16 protein-coding genes are annotated in these 25,323 nt (G+C 40.4%); 12 read left to right on the forward strand and 4 right to left on the reverse strand.

Annotation, left to right across the window (positions count from 1 at the left end; translation table 11 throughout):
- Window positions 1–87 precede the first annotated feature (87 nt).
- From ACFE6N_RS05245 to ACFE6N_RS05290, 10 genes are all read left to right on the forward strand, one after another.
- Entirely contained in the window at window positions 88–1,110 is a 1,023-nt protein-coding gene (locus ACFE6N_RS05245; protein WP_378934508.1) for a GntR family transcriptional regulator, read from the forward strand.
- Between the two features lie 9 nt (window positions 1,111–1,119).
- Window positions 1,120–2,712, forward strand: coding sequence for a solute:sodium symporter family transporter (locus ACFE6N_RS05250; protein ID WP_378934510.1), 1,593 nt, complete (start codon window positions 1,120–1,122; stop codon window positions 2,710–2,712).
- A 369-nt stretch (window positions 2,713–3,081) separates the two neighbouring features.
- The gene (locus ACFE6N_RS05255) at window positions 3,082–6,381 is read left to right on the forward strand and encodes a SusC/RagA family TonB-linked outer membrane protein (RefSeq protein ID WP_378934512.1); all 3,300 of its coding nucleotides are present in this window, start codon (window positions 3,082–3,084) and stop codon (window positions 6,379–6,381) included.
- Complete coding sequence (locus ACFE6N_RS05260) at window positions 6,381–8,312, forward strand: RagB/SusD family nutrient uptake outer membrane protein (RefSeq protein WP_378934514.1); 1,932 nt, start codon at window positions 6,381–6,383, stop codon at window positions 8,310–8,312. Before ACFE6N_RS05255 ends, ACFE6N_RS05260 begins: the two co-directional genes overlap by 1 nt.
- 17 nt (window positions 8,313–8,329) lie before the next feature.
- Entirely contained in the window at window positions 8,330–9,565 is a 1,236-nt protein-coding gene (locus tag ACFE6N_RS05265) for a DUF5000 domain-containing lipoprotein (protein ID WP_378934516.1), read from the forward strand.
- Between the two features lie 33 nt (window positions 9,566–9,598).
- Complete coding sequence (locus ACFE6N_RS05270; RefSeq protein ID WP_378934518.1) at window positions 9,599–10,819, forward strand: DUF4998 domain-containing protein; 1,221 nt, start codon at window positions 9,599–9,601, stop codon at window positions 10,817–10,819.
- A gap of 286 nt (window positions 10,820–11,105) precedes the next feature.
- Window positions 11,106–13,439, forward strand: coding sequence for a glycosyl hydrolase family 95 catalytic domain-containing protein (locus tag ACFE6N_RS05275; RefSeq protein WP_378934520.1), 2,334 nt, complete (start codon window positions 11,106–11,108; stop codon window positions 13,437–13,439).
- Window positions 13,440–13,445: 6 nt separating this feature from the next.
- Entirely contained in the window at window positions 13,446–15,488 is a 2,043-nt protein-coding gene (locus tag ACFE6N_RS05280; protein WP_378934522.1) for an alpha-galactosidase, read from the forward strand.
- 51 nt (window positions 15,489–15,539) lie between these two features.
- The gene (locus ACFE6N_RS05285) at window positions 15,540–17,750 is read left to right on the forward strand and encodes an alpha-galactosidase (RefSeq protein WP_378934524.1); all 2,211 of its coding nucleotides are present in this window, start codon (window positions 15,540–15,542) and stop codon (window positions 17,748–17,750) included.
- Between the two features lie 224 nt (window positions 17,751–17,974).
- Entirely contained in the window at window positions 17,975–18,244 is a 270-nt protein-coding gene (locus ACFE6N_RS05290; RefSeq protein ID WP_378934526.1) for a hypothetical protein, read from the forward strand.
- A 63-nt stretch (window positions 18,245–18,307) separates the two neighbouring features.
- On the opposite strand, the gene ACFE6N_RS05295 is transcribed toward ACFE6N_RS05290, so the two are convergent.
- A complete protein-coding gene (locus ACFE6N_RS05295; RefSeq protein WP_090979750.1) occupies window positions 18,308–19,090 on the reverse strand; it encodes an HAD-IIA family hydrolase in 783 nt (260 codons plus the stop codon).
- A gap of 382 nt (window positions 19,091–19,472) precedes the next feature.
- On the opposite strand from ACFE6N_RS05295, the gene ACFE6N_RS05300 reads away from it, so the two are divergent.
- Complete coding sequence (locus ACFE6N_RS05300; RefSeq protein ID WP_378934528.1) at window positions 19,473–20,000, forward strand: hypothetical protein; 528 nt, start codon at window positions 19,473–19,475, stop codon at window positions 19,998–20,000.
- Window positions 20,001–20,019: 19 nt separating this feature from the next.
- On the opposite strand, the gene ACFE6N_RS05305 is transcribed toward ACFE6N_RS05300, so the two are convergent.
- The 3 genes from ACFE6N_RS05305 to ACFE6N_RS05315 all read right to left on the reverse strand — a co-directional run bounded on the left by ACFE6N_RS05305 (window position 20,020) and on the right by ACFE6N_RS05315 (window position 21,978).
- Complete coding sequence (locus tag ACFE6N_RS05305; protein WP_378934530.1) at window positions 20,020–20,748, reverse strand: esterase family protein; 729 nt, start codon at window positions 20,746–20,748, stop codon at window positions 20,020–20,022.
- Between the two features lie 65 nt (window positions 20,749–20,813).
- Entirely contained in the window at window positions 20,814–21,401 is a 588-nt protein-coding gene (locus ACFE6N_RS05310; protein ID WP_378934532.1) for an SGNH/GDSL hydrolase family protein, read from the reverse strand.
- A 406-nt stretch (window positions 21,402–21,807) separates the two neighbouring features.
- Complete coding sequence (locus ACFE6N_RS05315) at window positions 21,808–21,978, reverse strand: hypothetical protein (protein ID WP_159435178.1); 171 nt, start codon at window positions 21,976–21,978, stop codon at window positions 21,808–21,810.
- Window positions 21,979–22,333: 355 nt separating this feature from the next.
- On the opposite strand from ACFE6N_RS05315, the gene ACFE6N_RS05320 reads away from it, so the two are divergent.
- The gene (locus tag ACFE6N_RS05320; RefSeq protein ID WP_378934534.1) at window positions 22,334–24,940 is read left to right on the forward strand and encodes a hypothetical protein; all 2,607 of its coding nucleotides are present in this window, start codon (window positions 22,334–22,336) and stop codon (window positions 24,938–24,940) included.
- Window positions 24,941–25,323 lie beyond the last annotated feature (383 nt).

Consider the following 25,323-nt stretch of genomic DNA (forward strand, 5'->3'; position numbering starts at 1 on the left):
CTTAAATTTTTATCAATTATCTCCATTAAATTTATATATTTCGGGCAAATTAACTGCGTATAAATCGATTAAACCAAATATCGCTACATGAATAAGGAAAAGCTGTTCAATGAAATTAAAGATTTGAGCATCATAAATTCTTTCTCGAAACACGAACAGCTTGTGCAGGGAATTATCAATAGCCTTAATCATAAATTAATTACCAAAGGCGATATGTTGCCTTCGGTTAACGAAATGATGCGCGAAACCGGCTTTGCCAAAGAAACCATTGGTAAAGCGTATAAAGATTTGATTAACAGGGGTATTTTAGAGTCTAAAAATAGGATGGGCTATTTTGTAGCCACTGATGATACCGAACAGCACCTTAAAGTATGTTTACTGATTTACGCTTTCGATACCTTTCAGGAAACTTTTTACCAGAATTTCCGTAATCATTTAGGCGATAACATCCAGGTTGATGTATATTTCCACCATAATAATTTTAATGTTTTTGAATCCATCATCAACAGCAATAAGGGGCAATACGGCTTATATGTAATTGCACCAATAGAAAGTAAAGAGGCTAAAGATGTACTGGAACAGTTGCCAAAAGAAAAACTGTTGATCGTTGACCGTTATGTAAAACTGAAAGGTGAGTATTCCTACATTGTTCAGGAATTTGAAAAGGCTTCTTACAATGCTTTTTTAGAACTGGCACCAAGAATTAAGGAATTTTCAGAATTTGTTTTCTTTTTTAAACCATCATCTGCCGAACCAAGCGAAGTATTGACTTCTTTTAAGCGCTTTATTAAGGAATTTAACATTAACGGGGTGATTAAAAACAGTTACGAGTCCGGGAGTATTGCACCCGATAAGGTTTATTTTACCATACACAACCTCGAACTTTGGGAAATGTTAAAGGATACCAAGGTAAAAGGGCTAAAAGTGGGCAGGGATCTGGGGATCCTTTCACACAATGATGATAATGTTAAAGAGATCATTTTTGATGGGATTACCACCTTTTCTATAGATTTTGCACACATGGGCCGCCTGGCCGCCGAGTTTGTACTTAGCCTCAAGCCCATTAAGCAGGTAATGGAGAATAAACTGATCAGAAGGAATTCACTTTAATACCATCCCGTGGGAACCTTAGCCATTATCAGTTTTATCTTGTTCACGGTATTGGCCGCCATGATTTCTTACTTCAAAACCCGGAAGGCGCAGCGCTCAACCGTCAATGGTTTTTTCTTTGCCAACCGAACCAACGGCTTCATTATTATTGGTGCTTCATTGTTTTTCAGCAACATCAGCGCCAATCAGTTTATCGGCGAAAACGAATCGGTTTACATCAATAACATGTCGGTAATTGGCTGGGGGATTTCATCTATTCTGGCTATGATTATTGTTTCAGAATTTTTCATTCCCATTTATTTTAAAACCGGTATCCGCACCATTCCCGATTTTCTGGAGAAACGTTACGATAAACAGACCAAAACACTCGTTTCGGTGATTTTTCTTTTTAGTTATATCATTAACCTGCTGCCCTCAGTACTGTATGGTGGTGCAGTTGCGTTTAGCAACCTGATCGATCTTTCCCGTTTTCACCTTTCTTATTGGGAGAGTATCTGGATATTTGTATGGATAATGGGATTAATCGGTTCCGTTTATACCATTGTGGGTGGTTTTAAGGCCATTACCATTTCTGATACGGTGTTGAGTGCCGGCATGTTGGTACTCATAATCGCGTTGCCATATTATGGATTACGTTACCTTGGGAAAGGCGATTTTTTCAACGGACTTTCAACGGTGCTTTCTACCAAAAAAGAACACCTCAATGCTATTGGCAGTAATCAGGATGCTGTTCCTTTTTCTACGCTATTTACCGGCATGCTCATTGTAAATCTTTATTACTGGGGCATGGAGCAGTATATAATTCAGCAGGTACTGGCGGCCAAAAGTTTAGCGGAGGGCCAGAAAGGAATTGCATTAACCTGCTTTGCCAAATTACTCTGCCCCTTGCTGATCAATATTCCCGGTTTAATTGCGGTTCATTTATATCCGGTCTTAACCAATACCAACCAGGTATTTCCCTTATTGATCAAGGATGTATTGCCACCTGTTTTAATGGGCTTATCAGCCTGTGTGCTTTTTGGTGCGGCCATTACCACCTTTAATGCAGGCCTGAACAGTTCAAGTACCTTGTTTTTGCTTAATTTATATAAGCCTTTTATGGAGAGAAAGGGCCGGGTTTTAACTGATAAAAGTTTACTGCGGACCGGACGCCTGTTTCAAATTTCGGTATCATTGTTTGCGGTGTTTTTTGCGCCTTTTATTATTTTTTCCAAACATGGTTTTTATGAGTATTTGCAGAAAATCAGTGCTATTTTTAGCCTGCCGATTTTTACCATCATCTTTATTGGTTTTATTACAAAAAAGATGCCGCCCGTTGCCGCAAAAATCGGAATGATTTTCTTTATTTTTTGTTATGTAATGAGCGAGTGGGTGTTTTCCATCCATCTGCATTATCTTCACACCCTGGCCATCATATTTATCATTACGGTTTTATTGATGCTGGGCATTTCGAAATTATACCCTAATCAAAATGCCTACCATTTGTTACTTGCTCATAAAATTGAGATTATTCCCTGGCGGAATAGATACTACTATCATATGATACTCATTTTTATGATGGCACTTGTCTTTTTAATTTTCTCTCCCTATCTGCTCGCTTAGCACTGTATTTCAGTTGTTTATATATTCTTATTATGCCATTTGGATTGTTAAATATTTTGTTTTATAATTGCATTCGGAAATACTAGGATAGTATAGGATAGTATAGTTGGTCTGCGGCCATTTAATTCGTATTGTTCTTTAAAATGGAAATGAACAACATTAAACCATTCCTGTAGCTGAACTAGTTTTCATTAACCAAATAATCCTAAAATATGAGAAATTTTACCATTTATTGTGCAGCAATGCAAACCCTTCTTTCGGTAGTTAAAGCATGGCCGGCAGGTTTACATGATCTTGTGCAGGCATAATTCCTGCCGATCAACATCTATCTACAATTTTTTAATTCATCATTTAAAAGCTGATTAGCAAATGAAGCAATTATTTTTGTTTTACCGGCACCTTTCGGTGTCTGGCAGGGTAAGAAACGCATTGGTAACAATAGGTTCGCTGCTCGTATTTTTACTGATTTTAGTGCCCGAAAAGGGATATTCTCAGGCTGTAAGGAAAACCATTACGGGTAAGGTTACTGATACATTAGGGGCCGGGCTGTCCGGCGTAACCGTAGCCGTAGTGAATAAGGTTAACGTAGGTACACAGACGGATAATAACGGAAAGTTTGTGCTTGATGTAGCCTCCGGCGAGGTACTTCGGTTTTCTTATGTAGGTTACCGGGAACAAAGGATAACTGTTGGTACGGCCAATGTAGTCAACGTCAGGTTAACCGAAGAAAATATGCTGTCTGAAGAGGTCGTGATTACTGCTTTGGGGCAAAAACAGCGTAAAGAAGCTTTAGTAGGTTCAGTTACCACGGTAAAAGTGGGCAACCTTAAAATACCTTCCAGCAATTTAACCAATGCGCTTTCTGGTCAGATAGCGGGTGTAATCGGTTATCAGCGCAGCGGTCAGCCCGGACAGGATAACTCACAGTTCTTCATCCGTGGGGTAACAACTTTCGGTTATAAACAGGATCCCCTTATCCTGATCGATAATGTTGAGTTAACCAGTTCTGATCTTGCACGTTTACAGGTTGATGATATCGAAAGTTTTTCGATCCTTAAAGATGCCAGTGCTACAGCTTTGTATGGTGCCAGGGGAGCAAATGGCGTTATTTTGGTCGCTACCAAATCTGGTAAAGAAGGTAAGGCTAAAATCAGTTTCCGATTGGAAAATTCTTCTTCGCAATCGACCCAGAACCTGGAACTTGCTGATCCGATTACCTATATGAAACTTTTCAATGAAGCTTCTATTGGTAGGGGAATGGATCCTAAATTTACACCTAACCAGATTATCAATACACAGGCTACAATTAATAAAAGCCCTGGTTATAATGAATATGTTTATCCCGCGGTTGATTGGTTAGGACTTTTGTTCAAAAAGCGGACCAACACGCAGCGTGCCAATATGAGCGTAAGCGGCGGTGGTGGCGTAGCCAGATATTACATTGCAGGTTCTTACAACCTGGATAATGGTGTGCTTAACCAGGATGAACGGAACAATAACGACAATAACGTGAAATTCCGTAATTACCAGTTACGTTCCAACATCAATATTGATTTAGGCAAAACTACTGAACTGGTGGTGCGTTTATCTGGTAATTTTAGCGAATACAATGGTCCGTTGGCTACTGATGGAGGTTTTTCTACCGATCTTTATAATATTGCGGTGCACACCAGTCCGGTTTTATTCCCCGCTTATTTTCCTGCTGATGCTGCGAATCAAAACGCACAGCATATTTTATTTGGAAATACAGGTGGTACGGGGGTAAACAGTATTTTATACAATAACCCTTATGCTGCATTGCTTCGTGGACATAAAAACTCAACGGAATCGCGGATGTCGGCACAATTGGAACTTAACCAGAAACTCGATTTTTTTACCGAGGGTCTTTCGTTCAAATCGATTTTTAGTACCAATAGGTATTCTTATTTTGATTCGTCGATGGCTTACTCACCATTTTACTACAATGTTGGGTCATATGATAAAGCAAGCAACACTTATGTGTTAAACTGGTTAAACTCGTCGGTAACCAGCGGGGCACCCAATATCGCCCAGGAATACTTAAGCTATTACCCTGGAGATCCGAACATCAGCACTTTCCTTTACGGACAGGCTTCTGTGAACTACGACCATACTTTCGGGCAGAATCATACCTTTAGCGGTGCACTGATTGGTACTGCTCAGCAAAACCTGTATAATAATGCCAAAGATCCTAAAACGAATGTCCGCACTTTACAATATTCGCTTCCTTACCGGAATTTAGGTTTGGCAGGACGTTTAACTTATTCATACAAAAGCCGTTACTTTTTAGAGACAAATTTTGGCTATAACGGATCGGAAAGATTTTCGGAGAACCACCGGTTTGGTTTTTTTCCAACCATAGGTGCAGGGTGGATTGTTTCGAACGAGAAATTCTGGACAGGTGGAATCGCCAATGTCGTTAACCGCTTAAAACTGAGAGGAAGTTTTGGCCTTGTAGGTAACGATGCCATCGGATCGCAACGCTTTTTTTATCAATCTGACGTAAACTTGAATGGTGGCGGTAATTATGCCCAATTTGGTTATAATGGTGGGGTTACGCGTCCTGGTGTGTACATTAACAGTTACGAAAACACTGATATTACCTGGGAAACCTCTCGGCAAACAAACCTGGCTTTGGAGGCTACGCTCTTTAAAAACATGAATATTATTGCTGAAGTATATAATAACGATCGTTATAATATTTATATGATCCGTAAAAATGTACCTAGTACATTAGGCTTGGAGGCTATTGATCCCAATACTGGCTCACCAGATATCGGCGCGAATATTGGCAAGGCCAGATCAAGAGGTATTGATCTATCACTCGATTATAAGTTTAATGTAAATGCCTTTTCTTTTGCGGTACGTTCTAACTTAACTTTTGCCAAAAATAAATACATCAATTACGAAGAGCCTCAATGGGCTGAAGCATACCGTTATACTACAGGGCAGCCAATCAGCAGAAATTACGGTTACATTGCCGAACGCTTATTTGTAGATGATAAGGAGGTACAGAATTCGCCTACCCAGATTTTTTCAACCGGTGGCAAACCGCCAAGAGCCGGCGATATCAAATACCGCGACTTAAATAATGATGGTAAAATTGACGATGCTGATAAAGCCTACATTGGTTTTCCACAATCGCCGGAAATAGTGTATGGTTTTGGTTTCAGTTCTTCATATAAAGGTTTCGATCTTTCAGCATTTTTTACCGGACAGGATAGGATGACGTTTTTTATTGATCCAACTAAAGTGAGTCCTTTTGTGCCGAGCAACCAACAATATATTTATGGCAATACACAATTGCTTAAAGATTTTTCAGACAACCATTGGTCGCCTGAAAACCAGAACCTTTATGCGCTTTATCCAAGATTGGCAGTAAATGCGGCAGATCTCGAAAACAATGCGCAAACCAGTACATGGTGGATGAGAAACGGCCGTTTATTGAGACTAAAATCAGTTGAACTTGGCTACACCCTTCCTCAGCGCATCTCCAGTAAAATCAAGCTTAATTCTTGCCGTATTTATTTTAATGGCTTAAATCTGGTAACCTGGAGTCCATTTAAAATGTGGGATCCTGAACAGGGCGGAAACGGATTTGCCTATCCAATCCAAAAGGTATTCAATGTTGGTCTTAACGTAACCCTATAATGAAAAAGATAAAAACATATTTTACACTCGGTTGCATCATGACGGTGTTGTTCACTGTTGTATCCTGTAAAAAGTACCTTGATATCACACCTGATAACTTGGGAACCCTTGATTATGCATTTAGAAACAGAAATGAAGCAGAAAATTATTTGTACTCCTGTTATGCTTACCTGCAGCGCATGAACGATGTGGCTTCAAATCCCGGTTTTACCACTTCATCCGAACTTATCTATTCGAATACACTTGATAACTATCAGGGTTTTAACCCCACAGGCTTCAACCTGCTTAGGGGGACACAAACTGCTGCTAACCCTGGATTAAATGCATGGGATGGCAGTGAAGGTAGCTATAGCCTTTGGCGTTCAATCCGGATCTGTAATATCATGCTCGAAAATATTGATAAACCGATTGATTTGGGTGCTGCCGAAAAACAGCGTTGGATTGCTGAAACCAAATTTTTAAAAGCCTATTATCACTATGTACTTTTTAAAATGTATGGGCCTATACCGTTAATTAAAACCAATCTGGCCATTAACAGCAGTACGGATGAAGTGCGTGTAAAAAGAGCGCCGGTTGACGAAACGGTTGATTATATAGTTTCCTTGTTGGATGAAGCTATCCCGGGTTTACCTGCTGTGATCAGCAGTCAGGCAACAGAATTGGGCAGGGTAACAAGTGTTATTGCACTTTCGGTTAAAGCTGATGTTTTAGCAACAGCAGCGAGTCCGCTTTTTAATGGTAATCCTGATTATATCAGTTTTAAAGACAAAGATGGCCTGAGTTTATTTCCGGCTGCTTATGATGCGCAGAAATGGAAGAAAGCGGCCGATGCGGCAAAGGCGGCTATTACTGCGGCAGAAACACAGGGCGTTAAATTATACACCTTTCAATCACCAACCACAGTAGGTAAACTATCTGATTCGTTAAAAAGAGAGTTGGATGTACAGAATGCCGTTACCGAAAAATGGGAACTGAATTCGGAAATCATCTGGGCCTCAAACCCGGAGTTTAACTATCAGGGGTTTGCTACACCAAGGCTTACGGCAAAATCGGCTGTAAACAACTTTTCTAACCCCTCTACCTTTTCTGCACCGATAAGTACGCAAGAACTTTTCTATACCGTTAATGGTGTGCCGATCAGTGAAGATAAAACGTGGGATTACGCGGGTAGGAACACGGTTAAAACAGGTGATAATGCCAGTCGTTATTACATTAAACAAGGGTATGAAACCATTAAGGGTCACTTTGCACGAGAAACACGCTTTTATGCAGACATGGCTTTTGACGGAAGTATCTGGTTCGGCAATGGCAGGAATAACCAGGATGATCCGGTTAATCCATTGTATTATGTTTCTGCAAGGGGAAGCGGACTTGCGGCGCCAAGCGATAACATCAGGCTGAACATTACTGGGTATTGGCCAAAAAAACTGGTTAGTTATGCTTCGGTTTATGACGACGGCTTTCAGCCATCTTCGTTCCGCCTGCCTTTAATCAGGCTGGCTGGTTTGTACTTACTTTATGCAGAGGCACTAAACGAAGTAAATGGGCCGACTGCAGAGGTATTTACTTATATAGATAAAGTTAGGCAAAGGGCTGGTTTACAAGGCGTACAATCCGCATGGACAAACTTTTCTAAAAATCCGAATAAATTTAATACCAAAGATGGCTTAAGGCAGATTATACACCAGGAGAGGAGAATTGAGCTATGTTTTGAAGGCCAGAGTGGCTGGGATTTAAGAAGATGGAAAGAACTTCAGGCAGTTTTAACAGCGCCTATACAAGGTTGGAGCATTAATAATGCCGAAGCCATTAATTATTATCGTCCTACTACACAATTTATCCCCGTTTTCGGCTTAAAAGATTATTTATGGCCGATTAGAAGTTATGATCTGGTAGTGAATCCTAATCTGGTGCAAAATCCTTACTGGTAGTTTAAAAGATTAAAGATATGAAACATATTAAAAATAGTATTTACCTCGCCCTTATCGTTTCCGTTTTGGCCAGTATTACTGCCTGTAAAAAAATGGAAAATTATAACGATCCTGCTTCTTCAGATATGACTAAGCCTGGCGTAGTAAGCAATATTAAAGTTGATAATTTTAACGGTGGTGCCTATATCACGTATACTTTGCCAAATTCTAAAAACCTTTTGTATGTGCTGGCACGATATAAAATAAATGGCGTAACCACCCGGGAAACTAAATCCAGCTATTATTCTGATTCGATTATGGTTGATGGCTTTGCTAAAAAACAAGGCTATGATGTTACATTGTATGCAGTAAGCAGAGCAGAAGTTAAATCGGATCCTGTTGTTGTGAGGGTTAATCCTGATACTCCGCCATATTTGCTGGCAAAACCCACTATTAATGCTGACCCTGATTTTGGCGGCATTAAAATCAGCGCTACAAATCCGGCGAAAAGTAATCTGGGGATTATTTTGCTTGGCCTAAGTGATAATAATACCTCCGATGTAATTGATCAGCATTATGATAAAGCTGGTGTAATTGCTTATTCTGTAAGGGGATTTGCTCCTGTGCCTAAAAAAATCGGTTACTATGTTACTGATAATTTTGGGAATATTTCCGATACGACTTATAAAACCATAACTCCTTTCTTCGAAACCCTGTTGGATAGAAATAAGTTTTTTCAATACAGGCTCCCTACTGATGGTGTAATCGCTTATGGTTGGGATCTTCCTTATTTATGGGATGGGAAAACTGATGGTAACTCAAACGGTTGGCATACCGCTCCAGGCGGAGCAATGCCTGCAATTGCCACGTTTGGTTTGGGTGTGAGTGCAAAGTTAAGCCGCTTCATTTTATGGGAAAGGCCCGATGGAAGTGATAAATTTGCTTACGGACACGGAAATCCGAAAGTATTCTCGGTATGGGGTTCTGATGCTGTTGCTCCGCGTGATGCGCAGCTTCCTTTATCGGCACCCGAAGGTACTGTAATTGGCGACTGGATCAATATGGGTAATTATAACTATCCTAATCCACCATCAGGCGCAACCCCTGTGGCGCATACAACAGCCGATAACGATTTCGTAAAAGCAGGGGTAAGCTTCAACTTCCCGCTAGCCAACCCAAAAGTGCGTTATATCCGCCTTTCGGTGAGTACAACTTGGTCTAACGGTACCTTTGCACATGCGATGGAAATGGCCTTTTATGGCGATCCCCGATAGTTAATTATAATCTAAGAAGATAAATTTTCAGATATGAAAAGTATATATAAAATTAGTGGTCTGCTACTGCTGTTGGCGATGGTAATCATAAGCTGTACCAAAGATGATATTGCCTTTAAAGAGTATTTAAAAGATGGCGAAATTGTTTACCCGGGCCGTGTAGCCAATATTATAACTAAACCTGGCAATTTAAGAACCGGGCTATGGTGGAATACGAGTCCTGATCCGAGTGTGACCAAATATGTAGTGTATTGGAATAATAATGCAGATTCGGTAATTGTTAATGCCACTACGCATAATCCGCTTGATACCATGAAAGTAATTATCCCGAATTTAAAGGAATATACTTACACCTTTACCGTTTATTCTTATGATGGGCAGGGACATAAATCAATTCCAATTGAAGCCAGAAATGTGAGGGTTTTCGGTCCACTATATCAATCAGGTTTATTAAACAGACCATATAATGCGACAAATCCTTATGTGGTGAATAGTAACGGATCAGTACAGTTAAATTTTAATACGCCTGATACCATTAATATCAATACTGTGGTCAGATACACCAATACTTCAGGTACCAGCATTGATAAAATCCTTTTGCCTAAGGATACCGCCATTACCCTTACTGATTATAAAGCAGGAACCAGCATATTGTATAAGTCATCGTATATTCCGGGTAAGGGTGCTTTAGACGTATTTCCGGTAGCTGATTTTTCGATATTTCCTCAGATTTTCACTTATGTACTCTGCGACCGTTCACTTTTTGCTGAAGTGCATTTACCGGGAGATGCACAGACCTACGAATTGGGGACCAGTATCAGTAAGTTGTGGGATGGGAGCGTCGGCCCGCAGGGTTATCCGAATATTTTTCATAGCGCAGGGAATAGTGGTATGCCGCATGTAATTACTTTTGATTTGGGCAGGCTCTACAATAATTTATCCCGCATTGAAGAAACCGGACGCGATTGCTGTAATAATCCTGATCGTTTTGAGGTTTGGGGCATTTCAGATTTAACCAACGCCACCACTACCTTGTCAGCAAGCAACAGCGGCTGGCCTGCTGAAGCCGTGATCAAAGGCTGGACGCTTTTAAAAGATGTGACCAGGACTGATGATGGTAAAAATGCCTTTACTACAGATCTGGATAACGGCGGTAAACCGATTCGCTATATTCGAATCAGGATTAAACATGTAACCACCGGGGATGGCAATTATAGTAATATGAGCGAAATCAGGTTTTGGAATAAACAGTAAATGTAATTGGATTCTATTAATGTGGTTTGATAAGCACCCTCGATCGTCCTTTCGAGCGGAGTGCAGCAAAGTCGAGAACCATGAAGTGCTCAGCGAAGCTAAATCTACCTAGATAGATCTCTCCATTCCACTGCGTTCCAGTCGAGATGACGATCTAAATTGACCGGATCCATTCTTTTAACCACAGATGAAAAGGATGCACACAGATATAAAATCCGTGCTTATCTATGTCCATCTGTGGTTAAAGCCTTTTTTAATTACGGGTACAACAACACACAAATGAAAAATGTATAAAAAGCAACTGATAATTATTTTACTACTCTCGTTTTTTATAGGTGAATATACCTTTGCCCAGCAAAAACCTTTGTCACTCTGGTACGATAAACCTGCTAAAATCTGGGAAGAAACCCTTCCCCTGGGCAATGGTAAATTAGGCATGACACCTGATGGTGGCATAACAAAGGAAAATATTGTATTGAACCATATTGCGCTGTGGAGCGGAGGGAAACAGGATGCCAATAATTATGAAGCTTATAAAAGCCTCCCAAAAATCAGGCAGTTGATATTAACAGGGAAGAATGATGAGGCACAGGAACTTGTCAACCGCGATTTCGTTTGTAAGGGGCAGGGCTCCGGGGGGGCAACCTGGGGTAAATATCAAACATTGGGCAATCTGCAGCTCAATTATGAATACCCGTGCCTTAAAGACGTAAAACCTGAGGCTTACCAAAGAACTTTGTCGTTGAATAAAGCAGTAGCTACAACAGCATTTACACTCAATGGCATAAGATACAAAAGAGCGTATTATTGCAGCTTTGATGATGACGTCGCGATTATCCGCATTACTGCCGATCAGCCTAAAAAATTAAACTGCAACATTTCCATCAGCAGACCTGAAAAAGCAACTATAGCTACTCAGGGGAATGAACTGTTGATGTTCGGACAGCTGGATAACGGAACCGATGGAAAGGGTATGAGGTATATGAGCCGCGTAACCACCAAACTAAAAGATGGCACGGTTACCAGTGATGGCAATATCCTCAAAATAAAAGATGCAACCGAAATCATCATTTATGTTGCTGCCGAAACCAACTTCAAACATGCTGATTTTGAGCTAAGGGTAAAAAATGAGTTGCAGAAGGCAAAAAAGAAAGCTTATACTGAAGAACTGGCCAGGCATATTGCCAACTTTGGCAAACTGTTTAACCGTTTAAAAATTAACCTGGGTGAAGGGGAAGCGGCTAACTTACCAACGGATGTAAGGCTGGATCGTTTTTACAAAGATTACAAAAATGATATTTCGCTGAGCGCTTTGTTTTTTCAATTTGGACGTTATCTAAGCATTAGCAGTACCAGAGTCGGACTTTTGCCACCCAATCTTCAGGGTTTATGGGCCAACCAGATCAATACGCCATGGAATGGCGATTACCACCTGGATGTTAATGTACAGATGAACCATTGGGCCGTTGAGCCAGCCAATTTATCCGAACTAAATCTTCCTTTAGCCGAACTGGTCAGGAATTTGACCCGGCATGGAGCAAAAACTGCCAGGGCTTATTACAATGCCGATGGCTGGATTGCCCACGTGATTACCAACGTCTGGGGTTTTACCGAACCAGGAGAAAGTGCTTCATGGGGTGCCTCGAATGCCGGTTCGGGCTGGTTGTGCAGCAACCTTTGGGACCATTTCGCTTATAGCCGCGATTTAAAATACCTGAAAAGTATTTATCCGGTTTTAAAAGGATCTGCGGCATTTTATCAGAGTGCTTTAATCAGGGATCCAAAAACAGGCTGGCTGGTTACTTCTCCTTCCGTGTCGCCGGAAAATACGTTTTACCTGCCCAACGGTAAAACGGCAAGCATTTCAATGGGGCCAACCATCGATAACCAGATTGTAAGGGAACTTTTTACTAATGTTATTACTGCGGCCAAACTGCTTAAGCTTGATGCTGCCTTTAGTGACTCATTAAAGCAAAAATTAAAATCGATCCCGCCAGTGGGCATAATCAGTAATGACGGGCGCATACAGGAATGGCTAGAGGATTATAAAGAAACCGACCCCCAGCACCGTCACATTTCACATTTATATGGCGTTTATCCGGCTGGTTTAATCAGCCCGACTTCGACTCCGGCCTTAGCTGAAGCCGCAAAAAAAACACTTGAGGTTAGGGGAGACGATGGACCAAGTTGGTCGATTGCTTATAAACAGTTATTTTGGGCAAGGTTACAGGATGGGAACCGGGCATTTAAACTATTCAGGGAGATTTTAAAGCCCACTCTACGTACCGATATCAACTATGGAGCCGGTGGGGGTGTTTATCCGAATATGTTATCAGCCGGACCACCGTTCCAGATTGATGGTAACTTTGGTGCCACTGCGGCAATTGCAGAAATGCTGATTCAGAGTCATGATGGTTTTATTGAATTGCTACCAGCCATTCCGGATGCATGGAAAGCATTCGGCGAAATTAAAGGTTTAAAGGCAAGAGGTAACTTTACTGTTGATATGAACTGGAAAGATGGAAAAATCACATCTTACAAAATAGCTTCAGCAATTCCACAAAAGGTGAAAGTTAAAATAAATGGAAAATTGAGCAATATAACTTCAGTTAAACTTTAGCAACCCATGATTTTTAGATTTTTATTCAGATATCTGGCCCTCTTCACTTTCAGTGTGTTGTTCCTTTGCATTACGAAGGCATCTGCCGTTATTATCCCTTATGGTAAGAGTGGTAAAATAGTTTACAATCTTAAAACTGGTACCTTCAATGTATCAGAAAGTGCGAAGCAACTGTTGATAAAAGGTTTTTCTCAGGCCGAATACCAGAAAAAGCTATTTAGCTCGAAGGATTATAAAAATATAACCTACAGTAAAAAAGTTATCCATGATGGACTTGGCGATGGGTTCAAACACATTTTTCTGCTGAAGCAGCCTGGTTTACCAGCCATGCAACAAGTGTTTTATACTTACAATGGTAAAAATTATTTCATCATCAATTTGGTATTAATTGGTACTGATTTATCCATTAACCGCATTGTCCCTTTAAATGGCAACCTCATTAATCAGGAATATGCTGATGTGCCTACCAGTTTATTCGTGCCATTCGATAACGATACTTTTATTTCTTATCATACCGTGCCTTTAAATATAAATGTGAACAATCCAAGTGCGGAGGTTACGGCTTTATACCATAATCAGTCGCGCAAAGGTTTTGTGATCGGTTCTATTGAACACCGTGATTGGAAAACCGGTATCATTACTGCAATGGATGTCGATAAAAAGATCAGTGTACAAACGATCTGTGGTTTTACGGATGAAAGTATTACCCGTGATAAAATGACACATGGTTACCTGAAAGGCAATTCGGTGAGTTCAGCAAAAGTATTTTTTGGCGCTTTTGATGACTGGCGTTTGGGCATGGAAACTTATGCCAAACTGAACAGGATTTCTGAACCTCCCATTGTTTTTAAGTGGAATAATGCCACTCCGGTAGGCTGGAACAGCTGGGGCGTGATGCAGGAGAGAATTACGCTAGAAAAGGCCAGGCAGGTAGTCGATTTTTTTGCCGATAGTTTGAAGTCGTTCAGGAGCGGTGGCATAGCCTATATCGACCTTGATTCGTATTGGGATAAGCTTTTAAAAGGTGGTTTAACGGGCGATTACGCCCAACTTAAAGCCTTTGCTGATTATGCCAAATCAAAAGGATTAAAACCTGGCATTTATTGGGCGCCCTTTGTTGATTGGGGTTTTGCGGGTGGTGGAAACCGAGAAGCCGAAGGAACAGATTACACTTTTGGCGAGATGTGGACAAAAGTTGGTGCAGGTTACCATGATCTGGACGGTGCCAGGGCTTTAGATCCTACACACCCCGGCACGCGGCAGCGTATTGCATCCGTAATTAAGAAATTTAAAGAATGTGGTTTCGAAATGATCAAGATTGATTTTTTAGGACATGCGGCAATAGAGTCTGCTCATTTTTTCGACCCAAAAGTAACAACAGGGATGCAGGCCTATAAAACCGGAATGGAGTTTTTGTTAAAACAGCTTGATGGTAAAATGATGGTTTATGCAGCCATCTCTCCAAGTCTGGCTTCTGGCCGGTATGTACACGTACGGCGAATTGCCTGCGATGCCTTCAAATCCATTAAAGATACCGAGTATACTTTAAACAGTGTAAGTAATGGCTGGTGGCAAACTTACCTCTATGATTATATCGATGCCGATCATGTTGTTTTTTCTGATCAGTCAGATGGCGAAAATGCTGCCAGGTTCTTGTCGGCAATTGTTACAGGTACCTGCATTACCGGCGATGATTTTTCAATTTACGGAAAATGGGCAGGTACCGCACAGCGTCTATTAAACAATACTGAAATATTGAAGGTTTTGCAGAATGGAAAGGCATTTGTTCCGGTAGAAGGCAACAGGGGTAAATCGGCATCGCAATTATTTGTAAAACAGGCTGGTAATATAAGATACCTCGCCATATTTAATTATAGCGATGCTACAAAAGCTTTTCATATCGACTTTGCCGGAATTGGTTTGAAGCCAACCGATACTTATATAGCCGAAAACCTGATCACCCGAAAAGTGGAGTCTCTTCATCACAACCAAACGATCAATCTGGCCGGAAAAGATGCTCTTATCTTTAAAATTACCGTCAAACCCTAACAACTAACCAATCCTCTATCTATAAAAATCAGTAATTACTATTTAACACAAATGAACAGATCAGATCAATTTCAAGGTTATATGAGGCATGGGGTACTGGCGATTTCGCTTTCCCTTTTTGCGCTAACCAAGCTTAATGCTCAGGCCATAATACCTATCGAAACCGCTCATAATGCGCTGGTTTTGCAAGCAGATCCTAAAAAGGATGTAAACACCATATTTTTTGGAAAAAAACTGGCTGATAAACAGGAATATGCACAGATTAGCAGCCAGTACAAACAAACAGAAGATTATACCGGACAGTTAAATTCGGCTTATACGCCATCAGGTTCGAGAAACCTGGTTGAACCGGCCATTAGCGTTACTCATGCCGATGGCAATAATTCACTTGATCTGAAGTACGTGGATCATACTGTTATTAAAATAGATGATAATGTAAGTCTGCTGAAAATCAGGTTAAAAGACCCGGTATACAATTTTGAAGTAACCCTGTTTTACAAATCGTTTTATAAGCAGGATGTGATAGAGCAGTGGACTGAAATTAAGCATAATGAAAAAGGGGCGGTGATATTAAATAAGTATGCTTCGGCAAACCTGCACTTAAAATCACCACATTTTTGGCTTAACCAATACCATGGCGATTGGGCTAAGGAAATGCAGCCTGAGCAGAGTGAAATTACCCATGGCATTAAAACCCTGGATAGCAAATTGGGTACAAGGGCCAATCTTTTTCAGCCTTCCGTTTTTATGATTTCGATGGATAAACCTGCCGAAGAGAATGCAGGTAATGTTTTATACGGTGCTTTAGAGTGGAGTGGTAATTTTAAGATTGACCTGGAACTCGATTATCAGGATAACCTGCGCATTATTGCAGGGATGAATAGTTATGCATCTCCTTACAGCTTAAAACCAGGTGAAATTTTTTCCACACCTGCATTTTTATATACTTTCTCTGACCAGGGGAAGGGCGATGCGAGCAGAAAACTACAGAACTGGGCACGCAACTATAAAATATTGGATGGTAAAGGTAACCGCCTAACGCTTTTAAATAATTGGGAAGCTACTTATTTCGATTTTAACGAACAGAAACTTGCTGAATTGATTAAAGATACCAAAAAACTGGGTGTCGATTTCTTTTTACTGGATGATGGTTGGTTTGGCAATAAATATCCGCGTAACAGCGACAATGCAGCACTCGGCGACTGGCAGGAAAACAAAAAGAAACTTCCTAATGGGATTGCCTCATTGGTAAAAGAAGCCGATAATGCCGGTACCCGGTTTGGGATCTGGATTGAACCTGAAATGGTGAGTCCGAAAAGTGAACTATATGAAAAACATCCGGATTGGGTGGTGAAACAGCCAGGCCGTCCTGAATATTATTTCAGGAACCAGCTGGAACTTGATCTTTCGAACCCAAAGGTACAGGATTTTGTATTTGGGGTAGTTGATGGGTTATTTACCAGAAATCCAAAACTGGCTTACATTAAATGGGATTGCAATGCAGTAATTTACAATGCCTATTCCGCTCACCAGAAAAATCAGTCGCATTTTTACATTGATTATGTAAAAGGTTTGTACAATGTATTACAACGCATCCGTGCAAAATATCCAACTGTACCTATGATGTTATGCTCAGGCGGTGGCGGTAGGGTAGATTATGCTGCGCTACAGTATTTTACAGAATTTTGGCCCAGCGATAATACCGACCCACTGGAAAGGATATTTATGCAATGGGAATACTCTTATTTCTATCCGGCAATCAGTACCTCCAATCATGTAACCGATTGGGGTAAACAACCAATAAAATTCCGTACGGATGTAGCCATGATGGGTAAACTGGGCTTTGATATTGTGGTTAGCAAATTACCTGAGAAAGAACTTCAATTTTGCCAGGAGGCTATTAAAAACTATAATGAAGTTAAGGATATTATCTGGCATGGCGAACAATACCGCTTGGCAGATCCGCGTACCGGCAGTGTCGCTTCGATGTTGTATGTAAATGAGCAAAAAACGAAGGGTGTGATTTTTAACTATCTGGTAAATTACCGTTATGGTGAAAGCAGTAAATATCCCATTAAATTGAATGGATTAGATGCCGCAAAGAAATATCAGATCAGAGAAATTAACTTATTTCCAGACACCAAATCGCCAATTGATGCCAACAGAATTTATACAGGAGATTTTTTGATGAATATCGGGTTCAACCCGGTTTTAACTGCCAGCAGAACGAGCGTAGTACTGAAGTTTGAGGAAGTAAAATAATAAAACAGTCGCCTGGTTCGTATCGTAATGGTTCGTGTCAACACGAACCATTTTATAAAACCAATATCATCTCACCTTATATAGCTTAAATACTTAATAATGAATTAAAACTGCATTATAATTTTAACAATTTCATAATGCTGGCTAATCATCCAGCTAATAACATCATATCATATTTGTTTAACAGAGCAAACCAAATAATAAGATGATTTAAGCAAAATGATATGAGACTGATTTCCTGCGTAGCGCTATTGATGGTTATACCAGCAACCGGGCTGTTAATCAATTCAAATAAATTTAACGATAAAAAAACGCCGGCCATAACGGTGCATAAGCAGGTTGCAATTGATTCAGCCCAATCACACTGGTTTGATCGGGCTGATGCAGTTGCTAAGTTTGACCGGACGCCTTTTGTATCTTCAACAGACTATCGGTTGAGTTTTTTTAAGCCTGTACATCCCAATTCCGCTCCCTTCTTTACCACTACCAAATAGTTTAAGACTAAAGACTCTTGACTGAGGACTCCGGACTAAGAGTTCCAAACTCCCAACTCCAAACTATTTATTCTCCCACCAGTTTAGTGGAAATGTTATCTCATCAACTGAACTTGCAATCATATCAGGCTTAAAGGCATAATGTCCCAGGGTATCCTTGCTTGATATGCCCGAGAGCACCAGAATGGTTTTGTAACCCATCTGTACGCCGCCCTGTATATCAGTTTCCATGGTATCGCCGATAACAGTGGTTTCACTGGTTTCCAAGCCCAAGAATTTACGTGCCGAACGCATCATCACCGGACTCGGTTTACCGGTAACAAAGGCTTTTCTGCCAGTTGCTTCCTCAATCATAGCGGTGGTGGCTGCAATCCCAAGGTTATTCCATCCTGGTTTTTTCGGCGATGGATCTCTGTTGGTGGTGATAAATTTAGCGCCCGCCAAAATCATATCAACCGCACGCTGAACCATTTCGAGTGTAAAGTTTCTGCCTTCTCCCAATACAACAAATTCGGGGTCGGTATTCACCAAAGTAATGCCATGATCGTGCAAACTGCTTAATAAACCGCCTTCACCTAATACATAAGCGGTACCATTCGGATTTTGATCGGAAAGAAATTTTCCTGTAGCCATTGCGCTGGTGTATACATGACTTTCTTCAACCTTTATTCCCAAACCCTTTAATTTGCGTACCACTTCCAAAGGGGTTCTTTGGCTATTGTTTGTCATAAACGCGAAGGGGATCGCTTCGTCGATCAGTTTTTTAATGAATTTGTCCGCTCCGGTGATGAGTGCCTCACCACTGTATATCACCCCATCCATATCGATTAATAATCCTTGTTTCATGTGCTAAAAGTTAATCCGTTTATCTGCAAACTTAATATTTTCTTGTTCAATTAATGTTAAGACCAGGTTTTATACAACCAGTTTTGATTTAAACTTATCCTGATGTAATTAAAGACCGTTCTCCTGCACACAGGAAACTTAAAGCGCTTGCATTAAGATTCCCAATCCCGTTGGGAATAACGGTTGCTCATGGTTTAACGTTCTGAGAAAAAGCCTTCAATTATATTAAATTGTAGAACAAATTTTCAAAGACTAACAATGCTAAATTCAATGAGTTTGTTCATTATGTCTAAATAGTATTTGTTTCTGATTTTATTTAGAAAATAATATTCTAACTGTAGCGTATGCCAGATTTTAATCGTATTGGTAGAAAAAATAGATAATGAGAAACGCTTTTAAATTAACCGCGATCTTTTTGATCGGATTAGCAATTGCGAGTGCATGCAAAAAGAAAACCAACAACCCGGTGGAATTTTCTATTGATGCGCAAAATTTAACTCCTTGTACAGAAGGAAACTGTCGGTTTGAGTATGTGAATTATTCGGAAATGCCCGATGAGCGAGGCACGGTTAAGACCGGGCAATACCGGATTTTTTCAGTTACGAAGAGTAATAGCTTCAGTAAAACGAGTATCTACATGCAGGTGCCAATGCAGGATGATGATAGGTTTCTGCTAACAGATGCTGATATTCAGGCCGGAAAGGTGAAATATCTCTTTTCATGTCCTGCATGCGACTATTTCAATTTACTGCCTATCGCAGGTACGGTTAAAGGTGTTAAGATTGCAGATCTCAATAACTCGGCAGAAAAGTGGCTTTTGGATGCCCACCTTGTTTTAGCAGCTGAAAAATCGAAAACGCCGGTAGATACGATCCATATTAAACAATATTTTAGCCTGGCGGTAAAATAATTAGGCACTTGTAAAATTGCTAAATGTACATCGGTACCATTTTTCGCCAGTAATGGGGTCTGTGCGCGTTGCTTTCCCAGGTATGAAACTGGTTGGGAATATTTTTCCCCCATAGTAAATTGCTCAGGTGTTGATTTTCCCTTAAAAAAGGATCAGTTTCGCCTACTGCAAGAATAATTTCCATTTCTCTAACTGCTGATAACAACCGGGCATCGTTTAAGTTCGCGATGTATTGCGCAGGCATATTAAAATAAACTTCATTACTGTGAAATCCGTTCAGGAGGTCTCTAAAATCGCCGATGTTATAGGTGAGGTCGTACCTTCCACTAATGCCAACGGCCTTTTTAAACAACCAGGGATATTTCATGGCCAGATTTATGGCATGGTAGGCGCCCATACTGCAGCCGGCGGTTTCAACATAATCGCCATTGTTTTTTTGATAGATAAGCGGTAATACTTCTTCAAGGAGGTATTTTTCATATTGTAAATGCCTGTCTATCCGTACAGAGGGAAATACATCAGCGTTATAAAAACTCTCTCCATCTATACTATCCACACAGAAAACCTGAAGTTCACCATGTTCAATCTGCGCATTTAGGGATGCTATAATTCCCCAGTTTTCGTAATCATAAAACCTCGCCATACGAGTGGGAAAAAAGATCACTGCCCTTCCCGCATGGCCGAAAATGAGAAGCTCCATATCCCGCTGGAGATTTTGACTGAACCATTTGTGATATTCCCTTTTCATCGCGTTAATTCTTTTTGGGAAAATTAATGCGTCTATGTTATTGCAATATTAATTAAGCGTGATAATTAACCTAATTTCTCTTTAACAGTACTGGCCCACAGTCGATAACCTTCTTCACTTAGATGAAGACCGTCGTGATCATAAAGTGCAGGATTTGGCTGCCCATCTTTATTCAGCATTTTCTTAAAAACATCGATAAATTTCCAATGGCTGTTCAGTTTAATAATTTCGCTCTCAATAAGGTTATTTGTGTACCTGAACTGATCGGCCATTTGCCAGCGGGTAATACTGGGTTTCAAAGAAATAAAATAACAGGGCAGTTGGCCAAACCTTTGGTTCACTTTAACCATCAGCTGCTGGAAAAATATAAATATTTCTTCCGGGTTTCGGCCATCGCCAAGGTCGTTATCACCTGCATACACCACCAGTGCCTTTGGCTTATAATCTGTCATAATCCGCTCAAAAAACCATACGCAGGCCGCTAATGTAGCGCCTCCAAAGCCTAAATTAGTTACCTTCATGTAATCGAAATCATCTTCCAGGCTATTCCATAACCGTATAGATGAGCTGCCATAAAAAATAACGCCGGGATTTTCAAGGTCCAGGCGATGCGCTCTTTCCAGTTGTTTAACTTCTTCTTCGTACCAGTACATATCGCTAAAGATATAAAGATCTGCTTCTTGAAGAAATGTGTGGTGTGTTAAGTTTGTGTTATCAGGTACCGGTTTATCGGTTCATTAGTGGTTTTTTATGATCACAGTGCTGAAAAGCTGAAACTTAGTTTTTTAAATATCTTTCTCCAGCCACTCCACCATCATAAGGGAAATACCTTCGCCATTTCTGCGGTATGCCGGAACAGGTTGTTCCTCGTAAATTTTTCTATAAAATTGTCACTTGGTGTGGATCGTTTAGTTGGAAGATCTTAACTGCTTAGCTGATAATTTTTTAAATCGACTAATTGTAATCGCTCAGGTGGCTTTATGTATCGCAAAATTAAACACAAGAAGTCTTTGTCCCGAACCATTTAAAGCAGGGATTTTAAAATTGACTATTTAAGGACTACTCACTGTAATTCCTCTTATCAGCAGCATAAACATGGTACCAGATGTACAGAATCCATATTAACACCACCGTGCTATACACCAATTCGGGTTCAAAAGAATCCCTTGTCGTTAACAACGCAATGGAGGAGATCAGGGCAGTCAGGAAGAAATAAAGGATATTTTTCATAACGTACTGATTTTATGAATGTTGAATTGAGTAAATATAACGAAATTTTTGTTAAAAACGAATTGTTTTAGAAATAATTTACCGGAACATGATGTTAATGCTCACAGTTTGTTTGAAATAGTCCATAGCTTACTTAGCTTGGCAGTTTTTCTATTGATTTAGCTTGTGATCTCAGGCATTTAAGAAGGTTTTGCTGTTAAGAAAGTTCACTTTGGGATTTCTATGGAGAAATTACCTACATTTTAACCATACAAGTAATTAAATATCTCAAAACAGCACAAAAATGTGGCAATAAGGAATTTATATTTTATGTAAGTTTACCTGGCACAAACTAACCAGAATTAATAACACACAAATGATTAAATTTTCTTTAAGCTTAATTTCTTTTACACTAGTTTTTTTTGGATTAAGAAACTTTTTTAGCGAACCAAAGATACAGCACGTATCACCCCCTGAATTAACCATTACAAATTTCGCAGGACCAGATGTTACACCAAGCCCGGCCTGTTTGGCGGTAGCGCCAACCGGCGAAGTGTACGTGGGTGTTGATATGATCGGATCTTTAGGTAAAGATCCTGGCAAAGGCCATATCCTTAAATTAATTGACAAAGACAATGATGGCAAAATGGACGAACACGTGGATTTTGCCGAAGTGGATAATCCACGCGGAATTATTGTACAGGGTAGCCAGGTTTATGTATTGCATACCACTTTTTCGAAAGAAACAAAACAGGCTACCGGCATGAATCTGGTTGTTTTTGAAGATAAAGATGGCGACGGAAAGGCTGATGGCCCCGAAAAACCGCTCATCGAGCATATCAGTAACGCCAAATACATCCGCGAGCGTGGTACTGATCATGCCACCAATGGCATCAGGATGGGGATTGACGGTTGGATTTATATCTCTGTAGGAGATTTTGGATTCCACGATGCGGTAGATCGTTCAGGTAAAAAACTAACCATGCTGGGTGGAGGAATTTTGCGCGTTCGTCCGGATGGAACCGAAATGGAAGTATATACCCATGGTACACGTAATGTTTATGATGTGGCTATTGATCCTTATATGAATGTTTTTACCAGGGAAAATACCAATGATGGCGGAGGCTGGAATGTTCGTTTCTCGCACCATATACAATCTGGCGAATATGGTTACCCGGTTTTATTTCAGAATTTTACCGAAGAAATTATTCCGGCACTTGCCGATTTAGGTGGAGGATCGGGTACCGGAGCTTTATTTATGGACGAACCCAACTGGCCTGAACAATATAACCATGTGCCCATGATGGCAGATTGGGGCAGAAGTATGCTTTATATTCATAGAGTTACTGCTGACGGACCAACCTTTACACAGAAAGATGAAGAATTTATAAAACTACCGCAAATTACAGATCTTGACGTAGACGGATCAGGAAGGTTATACCTTTCGGCCTGGGATGGCGCAGGTTATTCTGGTAGTCCGAATAAAGGTTATGTTGTTCGTGCAGTACCTAACAACTGGACTTACAAAGCTTTTCCGGATGTTAAAAAGACTTCTGTTAAAAAACTAATCGAGCTACTTAAATCGAATAGTGCAGTAGGCCGATTGGCAGCTTCGCAAGAATTGATTTCGCGTAACAATAAACAAGCCGTTTCATCAGCTTTAGAAGTTGCTTCTGATCAGGGTTTAGCACTTGATGTACGTATAGCAGCTATGTACACCTATGCACAGCTGACCAAAGAAAATGGTATTGCAAAGCTGATTGAATTTACCAAAGATAAAGCAATGAAAGAGTTTGCTTTAAAGGCACTGGCTGATCGTAAAATTTATATAGATAAGGTACCAGTTGAACCTTTTTTAGAGGGCTTAAAAGATGCTGATCTTCGCGTTCAGGCGGCTTCTATCATTGGCTTAAACCGTTTGGGCAGAGCTGAAGTAGCCAACGTACTTTTACAAACCAAAGTTCCCGCTTCATTTACCGCGCCTGCAAAAGGCACTGAAGGACCTCATGCAACACCAAACTCAGCGATCATCTTACCGCATTTAGCGGTGAGGGCATTGGTTGATCTTCAGGCAGAAGATGCACTGCTTGCTGCGGTTAAAACCGAAAATTCTACTCTTGCACTCTGGGCTTTACGTTATATACATACCGAAAAAGCGGTTAATGGGCTGATTGAGAACTATAAACAAGCCACAGATGAAAAGTTAAAAGAGCAGATTTTGGTTACCTTAGGTCGTTTGTATAAAAAGGAAATTGCTTATGATGCCAGTTGGTGGTGGGGTACACGTCCCGATTCTCACGGGCCATATTTTAAAGCCGTTTCTTGGGAAGGTTCTCCGATCATCGAGAAATTTATAAAGGAAGAGGCTACCAAAGCAGGAGCGAAGGGTAAACAGTTTTATGTTGATTTAAATGAGCGCCAAAGGATGGATATTCCTGAATTCAACGTAGAAGAAAAGGTTGCAGCAGTTGAAGAACCAAAAATTGATTTGAATAAAATCAAAAATAAAAAAGGCCAGGTGGGTAAATCGTCTATTGAAGATGTACTGTTGGCCATCAATAAATTGCAGGGCGATCCGCTAAAAGGAAAAAATATTTTCAATAGCCAGGGTTGTGTGGCCTGCCATAGCTTAAGCAAAAGCGAAAAAATGAAAGGCCCGTTTATGGGACAGATCGGTTCTATTATGAATCGTGAGCAAATTGCAGAATCGATATTAAAACCCAATGCTTCCATTTCCCAGGGCTTTGCTTCGGTAATGATTACAGCCAAAGGCGACCGCACCTATATGGGCTTTATTACAGAAGAAACTGCCGCTAAAGTGGTAATCCGTAACATTGCCGGTGAAGTTTTTACCATTAAAACGGGCGATATCCTGTCGAGAAAAGAAATGGAAACTTCGATGATGCCGGAAGGTTTGGCAAATTCCCTGTCATATGAAGAGCTGGCTTCCTTAGTTTCTTTCTTATCTGAACAGAAACAATAGCAATTTCTAAATAACTTTTTCTGCCATAGCGGAGCTTTCTGTTTTTATAGAATCTCCGCTATGTGTCTTTAGGGAAGATTCAGGCCTATAGTAAAGGTTTCTTACATCATATCAAAGGTCCTTACCCTGGTGATGATTTATGCATAAAAATCAATATGATAGACGGATAAATTTTGCTAGCTGAAATTCCTTGAGAGATCGTCATTATAAGAAGGCTTTTTCAGCCGACAGCCTGCCCCGACTCTACGGGGAAGCAATCTTTATAGCAATGCTCACTAGTATATGAAAGATTGCTTCGTCGTTCCTTCTCGCAATGACGACTTTTTTAAATGATGCCAATCTTAAAAAGCGTTTCGACAGGCTCAATGTGGTAAATTCGATTG

The sequence above is a fragment of the Pedobacter sp. BG31 genome, from assembly GCF_042464845.1.
GTDB classification, from domain to species: Bacteria; Bacteroidota; Bacteroidia; order Sphingobacteriales; family Sphingobacteriaceae; genus Pedobacter; species Pedobacter suwonensis.

What these genes read in the sequence shown, in the direction of transcription:
- ACFE6N_RS05245 (WP_378934508.1), top strand. Translation starts at nt 88, where the DNA reads ATGAATAAGGAAAAGCTGTTCAATGAAATTAAAGATTTGAGCATCATA.
- ACFE6N_RS05255 (WP_378934512.1), top strand. Translation starts at nt 3,082, where the DNA reads ATGAAGCAATTATTTTTGTTTTACCGGCACCTTTCGGTGTCTGGCAGG.
- ACFE6N_RS05260 (WP_378934514.1), top strand. Translation starts at nt 6,381, where the DNA reads ATGAAAAAGATAAAAACATATTTTACACTCGGTTGCATCATGACGGTG.
- ACFE6N_RS05265 (WP_378934516.1), top strand. Translation starts at nt 8,330, where the DNA reads ATGAAACATATTAAAAATAGTATTTACCTCGCCCTTATCGTTTCCGTT.
- ACFE6N_RS05270 (WP_378934518.1), top strand. Translation starts at nt 9,599, where the DNA reads ATGAAAAGTATATATAAAATTAGTGGTCTGCTACTGCTGTTGGCGATG.
- ACFE6N_RS05275 (WP_378934520.1), top strand. Translation starts at nt 11,106, where the DNA reads ATGTATAAAAAGCAACTGATAATTATTTTACTACTCTCGTTTTTTATA.
- ACFE6N_RS05280 (WP_378934522.1), top strand. Translation starts at nt 13,446, where the DNA reads ATGATTTTTAGATTTTTATTCAGATATCTGGCCCTCTTCACTTTCAGT.
- ACFE6N_RS05285 (WP_378934524.1), top strand. Translation starts at nt 15,540, where the DNA reads ATGAACAGATCAGATCAATTTCAAGGTTATATGAGGCATGGGGTACTG.
- ACFE6N_RS05290 (WP_378934526.1), top strand. Translation starts at nt 17,975, where the DNA reads ATGAGACTGATTTCCTGCGTAGCGCTATTGATGGTTATACCAGCAACC.
- ACFE6N_RS05295 (WP_090979750.1), bottom strand. Translation starts at nt 19,090, where the DNA reads ATGAAACAAGGATTATTAATCGATATGGATGGGGTGATATACAGTGGT.
- ACFE6N_RS05300 (WP_378934528.1), top strand. Translation starts at nt 19,473, where the DNA reads ATGAGAAACGCTTTTAAATTAACCGCGATCTTTTTGATCGGATTAGCA.
- ACFE6N_RS05305 (WP_378934530.1), bottom strand. Translation starts at nt 20,748, where the DNA reads ATGAAAAGGGAATATCACAAATGGTTCAGTCAAAATCTCCAGCGGGAT.
- ACFE6N_RS05310 (WP_378934532.1), bottom strand. Translation starts at nt 21,401, where the DNA reads ATGTACTGGTACGAAGAAGAAGTTAAACAACTGGAAAGAGCGCATCGC.
- ACFE6N_RS05315 (WP_159435178.1), bottom strand. Translation starts at nt 21,978, where the DNA reads ATGAAAAATATCCTTTATTTCTTCCTGACTGCCCTGATCTCCTCCATT.
- ACFE6N_RS05320 (WP_378934534.1), top strand. Translation starts at nt 22,334, where the DNA reads ATGATTAAATTTTCTTTAAGCTTAATTTCTTTTACACTAGTTTTTTTT.